Here is a 6,275-nt window from a genome sequence, read left to right on the forward strand (position 1 = left end):
GAAGTCAATGTTGCTGAAACCCTCAAGGAGGTAAGACGCGCATTACTCGATGCCGATGTCAACTTTAAAATTGCCAAGGAGTTTACAAACACGGTGAAAGAAAAAGCACTGGGTCAAAATGTATTGACAACGTTACAGCCCGGGCAATTGATGACAAAAATCGTCAAAGACGAATTGACCGAACTGATGGGTGGCGATACTGCGGGAATCAATTTGGGTGGTAATCCTACAGTAATTTTAATGTCTGGTCTTCAGGGTAGTGGTAAAACTACCTTTTCAGGAAAACTGGCCAATTACCTGAAGACAAAAAAAACAAAAAAACCATTATTGGTAGCCTGTGATGTTTACCGTCCGGCGGCTATCAAACAGTTGCACGTTGTAGGTGGGCAAATTGGTGTTGAAGTATATAGTGAAGAAGGCAATCAAAATCCGGTGCAAATTGCTCAAAATGCCATTGCACACGCCAAGCAAAACGGGTTTAATGTAGTGATCATCGATACAGCAGGTCGTCTGGCAGTTGATGAAGAGATGATGACCGAAATAGCCAATGTTCACAAAGCAGTTGCTCCTCACGAGACTTTGTTTGTGGTGGATGCCATGACCGGTCAGGATGCTGTAAATACCGCTAAAGCCTTTAATGACCGCTTGAATTTTGATGGTGTTATTTTAACCAAACTTGACGGTGATACCCGGGGTGGTGCAGCCATTTCTATTAAGAGCGTTGTGGATAAACCCATAAAATTCATTGGTACAGGTGAAAAAATGGACGCCATTGACGTCTTCCACCCCAACAGGATGGCTGACAGGATACTTGGAATGGGTGACGTGATTTCTCTTGTTGAGCGCGCTCAGGAACAATATGATGAGGAAGAAGCCAGAAAACTTCAGAAAAAAATTGCCAAAAACCAGTTTGGGTTTGACGATTTCCTGAACCAGATACAGCAAATCAAGAAAATGGGAAGTATGAAAGACCTTGTTGGTATGATTCCCGGTGCAGGAAAAGCAATGAAGGATGTTGATATTGATGATGATTCGTTTAAAGGTATAGAAGCCATCATTCACTCTATGACACCCGAAGAACGATCAAACCCTTCCATCATTGATGCCGGCAGAAAAAAGAGAATCGGAAGGGGTAGCGGCACATCGGTTCAGGAGGTCAACCAACTTTTAAAGCAGTTCAACCAAATGAGTAAAATGATGAAGATGATGCAGGGTGGTGGCGGCAAAAAAATGATGCAAATGATGGGCAAAATGCGTTAATCATAAATCAACTTAATTACACCTTTATGACAATTCTTGACGGCAAAAAAGTTTCAAACGACATAAAAAATGAAATTGCAACAGAAGTTGCCGAAATGAGAGCACGTGGCGAAAAAGTGCCACATCTTGCTGCAGTGATTGTGGGTGATGACGGAGCCAGTTTAACCTATGTAAGTAGCAAAGTAAAAGCCTGTGAACGCGTGGGTTTTGAATCGACCCTGGTCAGAATGCCTTATACCACCAGCGAACTCGAATTGCTCCAAAAAATCAAAGAACTTAATACTAACGATGATATAGACGGATTTATCATTCAGTTACCTTTACCGCCACAAATCAATTCACAAAAAGTATTAATGGCTGTTGACCCATCAAAGGATGTTGACGGTTTTCATCCTGAAAACTTCGGAAAAATGGCACTTGATATGGGTACATTTATTCCCGCTACTCCTTTTGGAATACTTGAACTTCTTGAGCGCTATAAAGTAGAAACCAAGGGGAAACACACTGTTGTTATTGGAAGAAGTCATATTGTTGGGCGACCTATGAGTATTTTGATGGGTAGAAAAGGCTGGCCCGGTAATTCAACAGTAACACTTACTCATAGTCATACCAAAAGCATAGAAGAAATTACAATTCAGGCAGATATTATTATCTCTGCGTTGGGTGTGCCAAAATTTCTTAAAGCCGAAATGGTGAAAGACGGTGCCGTCATTATCGATGTGGGTATTACCCGTGTTGAAGATAAAAGCAACCCCAGGGGTTATGTGATAACGGGAGATGTGGATTTTGAAAATGTAAGCAAAAAAGCTTCATTTATCACACCGGTTCCAGGGGGAGTAGGGCCAATGACCATTGCGATGTTATTGAAAAATACTTTACTGGCCCGTGAAATGAAAAGGGAAAAATAAATCATTCAGTTTTCTTTTCAAGTTTTTCCTCCAGTTTCTCTTCGAGCCTTTTTCCGTATTCTTTTTTGTAAATTTTTAGCATTAACAAAAAGAGACTGATTAAGAGCGGGCCAAATATAAGTCCCATAAACCCAAATAAAGGAATTCCTATAATAACACCAATCAGGGTGATCAATGGGTGTATGTCTGCCAATCTCTTCTGGACCATGACCCTGAAAACATTGTCTGTTGAACCTACAATTGTTATCCCATAAATTAACATAGCCGTCGCTTCCCAGTTATTTCCGGTAGAGTAAAGTAAAATGACCACGGGAACTACTCCTAAAGCTGTTCCAATAAAAGGAATCATCGACCCAATTGTAGTAATCACAAACCAAAACCAGGGATTGGGAACCCCAAACATATAAAACCCCAATAAGGCTACAAAACCCTGAAGTAGGGCTATAATTGGAATTCCTATGGCATTTGACATAATAATGCTTTTTATGTCTTTACCAATAATACTTATATTTTCAGGATGCAATGGTAGATAGGAATATATAGACTCAATAAATTGTTTTCGGTTTACAAGCATAAAGTACAAAAGAAAATACATGATACTTATTGCTATAATTATATTAAATGTGTCGCCAAGCAAACCCTGGAAGCTTTCAGACAACCATTCTGAAGTTTTTTCTGAATCCATACTTGAAAAAATATCAACACCAATTCTTTGCTCAATACCAATCACTTGCTCTTTTATGATTACAATTGCTGTATTGGCCCTTTCCAGACCACTTTTTACTTTTGACAATAACATCATGGATACCAGAGCCAATGGAATCAAAATGACCACCAAAGAGATAAACATCAGTAAAAGAGCTGCCAGGGGTGGTCTCCAACCCCTTTGAACAAGTGCCCGCATTTTATCCCTGAATATGATATAGAGAGTTATAGCACCCAATAAACCGGTCATGTAAGGAACAAGCTCAATAAATATCAGAATTCCTAAAGCCACAATCAATATGAGTGTAAAAACCTGACGAATAACGTGATGATTTAACATATAGAATTTATTTACCTTTGATATAGTGTATACTCACCGTTGCAAGTTCGGAATCAGGGTATTTTGAAAAATTCCTCTTGACACTTTTTAACCCGATTTCCCCAATCACTTTTAAAAATATATCCAGTTCAACTATGTATTGGTCAGAAAAGCCGTGTGTGGCATCATAAGCCGTAACGGCTGTGTTTCCAATGTTTTTTGCAGCAATTTGTGGCGGAATGGTGTGTAACTCTATCACCAGAAGCCCAAAATTTTGGATGTAAGGCTTCCATTTAATAAAATGTTCTTTTAGATTGAGTTCCACTTTGTTGTTTGAAAGTTTTTTTCCGCGAAAAGCGAAAGCACCTGTGGATGTACTGTTTGTGTTTTCAACGCCGTTTTGAGGTTCAGACCAGATTCTGTTGTGGTCTAAAAAGGTTCTTACGTTCAGCAAGTCACTCAAGTGAATGGAATAATCGTTAAAAATGTCTTTTTCAAGTTGTTCGGGATTACCGATATCGCCCCAAATCACTTTGGCCCAAATATCAGCATTTACGAGATTGGAACGGGTTACTTTCAAAGCCTCTTTATTGAAATCTACACCCACCAAAAACAAAGGATGGTCTTCAAGTATAGTGCCCCTTAGGGTTCTTTGCTCAATCACATCAAAAAGATGAATAAGAAAAGCCCCATTACCACATCCCATATCCAAGATGCCTTTGGGCTGTTTGTCTATGGGTTTGTTGAAAATCTGAATGATGATGTCATCGATTTGCCTAAAATAGGTGGTATGAGCTCCACCGCTTCCCCAGACATTCATTACACGGTCCACGTGGTTTTCTGCGATGTTTTTTGAAGTGTTTCTAAGCGATGAAAAATCGCCAAACAATAAATCTTCCAGATTGTTGAAGGTGGGCACATAAGAAACAGTCACGCCATAAGCACTGGCTCTTTTTGCAAAAAACAATCCTTTTTCGGTAAACCTGTATGTATTGTCTTTTTTGGTAAACCACTCTAAAAAGGTATAGAAATCAAGGATTTTGCTAAAATTTTCAGGGTCTTCATGATACTCGCCGGCACGAAATGAGGCTTCCATAAAATATTTATGAAAAAAACCATTCATAGCCAATGCTACGGAAATTGGCCCGACAAATGCGCCCTCTATGTGCTTTTTAACCTGAGCTTCCAGTCCGTTTTTTCCGGAATCGAGTTTCAGGTTTTGAAAGTCGTTAATGAGTTTGTGGGTTTTGTAAAAGTCAGCCGGGGTGGATTTTTTTGGATGAAACAACCTGGAAATTTCAAGAAACTCAACAGCTATTTTATAATTTTCAAAAAGAGTGAAAGCTGCTTTGCTGTTTTTATTCAACTTAATATTAACCTCCTCGGTTTTGTTGTTTATTTCATAAACCAACCAACCTTGTGAAGCTAATAACCTCAAAGCCACGTTGAGGTAGCCGTCGTTGGCTTTAAACTTTTCACAAAGCTCTGCAAGTGAATGCTCTTTTTTGGTTAACAGGTGTTTTGTAATTCCTTTTCTGTAAAGTTGAAAAGCTACAGGTGCAATGGCAATACCATCCAGATGCCTGAACAATTCTCCCCTGTATTGTTTTTTATCATCTTTGGAAATCATTTGTCTGTCTATTCTTTTGAAAATTTAGTATAAAAGACTATTCACCATTACCTTCCCAGCCCAACATCAAAAATTTAATTTTGGTGTTTTCGGGTATATCGCTGGCTTCTACCTTGGCTCCAAATTGACTTTTTAAATCAACTGGAAGGACTTCTTTATCTATGATGATGTAAACATCTGTATCTTTTAAAGAGATTACCAGTGAACGCATAGTATTTGCAATAGAAGAAACCTCATATTTTTCAGTTATTTCTTTAAAAGTACTGTTTAAATGAATGCCTTTATCAGTTTTGTATCTTTCGTCAAAAATTTGAACGTTTGAGATTTTTGATTCGGGGTCTTCATTTTTCTTAGCCGAAAGTAATAGAAGCTTATCCCCTCCTTTTTCATAAACTTCAAATTGGTCATTGGTTGACATAAGGTTGTCTTTGGCTAAATTTTTAACAATGGAATCTTGTGCAAACAGTGAGTCGAGCTGTTTTACTTTAATTTCTTTCGTAAGATTACCTACTTGCGTATCAGTAATTAAAAAAGGATCTGTACTTTTTGAACAGGCAGCTAAAAGTAAGCCGGTGATGATAAGGCTAAAAATTGTTTTTTTCATAATTGATTTTACAATAATTGAATATTAATAGGATTTATCAAATTTTTTATAAAAGTAGCAATTGTTATTTGAGTTTGCATAAAAAAAGTCGCCATTAATTGCAGGCGACTTTTTTTGATTAAGATTTATTTTTTTATTTGATAATCAACTTTTTGATTTGTGTTTGATCACCATTTTTTATGGTAACAAAATACATGCCGCTTGCAAACCCGAAAGTATTGACATTTGCCCTGTTTTCAGTGTTCAATTGTGAATTGGAATTGTAAACCAATTGACCTAAAGCATTGTTGATTTTTATTTCGGCAATATTTGAGGTGTTGTTATAAAACTGAATAAAAACCTCGTTGCTTGCCGGATTGGGATACATCACAAATTCACCGGCTTGAAAACTCTCAGCGCTCAGGACGCCTTCAATGTTTATATTGTCTATAAATGTGCTGTTCCCATACCCATTGATGTTTACAAACCTAATTATGATATACTCTCCTAAATAATTTGATAAATCAATTTCTTCAGTGCGCCAGTTTGCAGGTGAACTTGGTGTCCAGTTTGATGTTACATATCCTGAAACGGTTGATAAATCAAGTCCTTCTTCAAAATAAACACTTGAAAAACTTAATCCACAATCAATAGATATGTCAACTCGCAGCGCATCTGAAAAGCTTGCACTGTATTGTGCTTTTGCAAGATCGAAAGATAAAGAGGCAGATACTGCAAATTTCAAATCAAATATTTCAGTTTGAAAGGTATCATCTTCTCCTGGCGCATTGTATGAAAAATTGTTGATAAAAGATGTTGTGGTGAAATTACCATCACTACCCAAAATCTGAGTTCTTTCTTCCCAAGTGG

The 6,275-nt window shown here is 37.7% G+C and carries 6 protein-coding genes; 2 read left to right on the forward strand and 4 right to left on the reverse strand.

Annotation, left to right across the window (positions count from 1 at the left end):
* Both ffh and AC6F75_RS01320 read left to right on the forward strand, forming a co-directional pair.
* Positions 1–1,260, forward strand: a 1,260-nt coding sequence (gene ffh / locus AC6F75_RS01315) for a signal recognition particle protein (protein ID WP_500713119.1), incomplete at its 5' end; no start/stop codon positions are given.
* A gap of 26 nt (positions 1,261–1,286) precedes the next feature.
* Complete coding sequence (locus AC6F75_RS01320; RefSeq protein ID WP_500713120.1) at positions 1,287–2,168, forward strand: tetrahydrofolate dehydrogenase/cyclohydrolase catalytic domain-containing protein; 882 nt, start codon at positions 1,287–1,289, stop codon at positions 2,166–2,168.
* A 1-nt stretch (position 2,169) separates the two neighbouring features.
* Here AC6F75_RS01320 and AC6F75_RS01325 read toward each other — a convergent pair whose 3' ends face one another.
* The 4 genes from AC6F75_RS01325 to AC6F75_RS01340 form a co-directional block, all read right to left on the reverse strand.
* A complete protein-coding gene (locus AC6F75_RS01325) occupies positions 2,170–3,213 on the reverse strand; it encodes an AI-2E family transporter (RefSeq protein WP_500713121.1) in 1,044 nt (347 codons plus the stop codon).
* 7 nt (positions 3,214–3,220) lie between these two features.
* Complete coding sequence (locus tag AC6F75_RS01330; protein WP_500713122.1) at positions 3,221–4,822, reverse strand: AprA-related methyltransferase; 1,602 nt, start codon at positions 4,820–4,822, stop codon at positions 3,221–3,223.
* 37 nt (positions 4,823–4,859) lie between these two features.
* Positions 4,860–5,426 (reverse strand): hypothetical protein, encoded by a 567-nt coding sequence (locus tag AC6F75_RS01335; RefSeq protein ID WP_500713123.1) that lies wholly within the window; start codon positions 5,424–5,426, stop codon positions 4,860–4,862.
* A 133-nt stretch (positions 5,427–5,559) separates the two neighbouring features.
* The coding region (locus AC6F75_RS01340) for a T9SS type A sorting domain-containing protein (protein ID WP_500713124.1) at positions 5,560–6,275 on the reverse strand (716 nt) is incomplete at its 5' end.

Source organism: Planktosalinus sp. (assembly GCF_059864935.1).

Excerpts from the sequence above, each read along its gene's own strand:
- AC6F75_RS01320 (WP_500713120.1), top strand. The coding sequence starts at position 1,287 with ATGACAATTCTTGACGGCAAAAAAGTTTCAAACGACATAAAAAATGAA.
- AC6F75_RS01330 (WP_500713122.1), bottom strand. The coding sequence starts at position 4,822 with ATGATTTCCAAAGATGATAAAAAACAATACAGGGGAGAATTGTTCAGG.
- AC6F75_RS01335 (WP_500713123.1), bottom strand. The coding sequence starts at position 5,426 with ATGAAAAAAACAATTTTTAGCCTTATCATCACCGGCTTACTTTTAGCT.
- AC6F75_RS01325 (WP_500713121.1), bottom strand. The coding sequence starts at position 3,213 with ATGTTAAATCATCACGTTATTCGTCAGGTTTTTACACTCATATTGATT.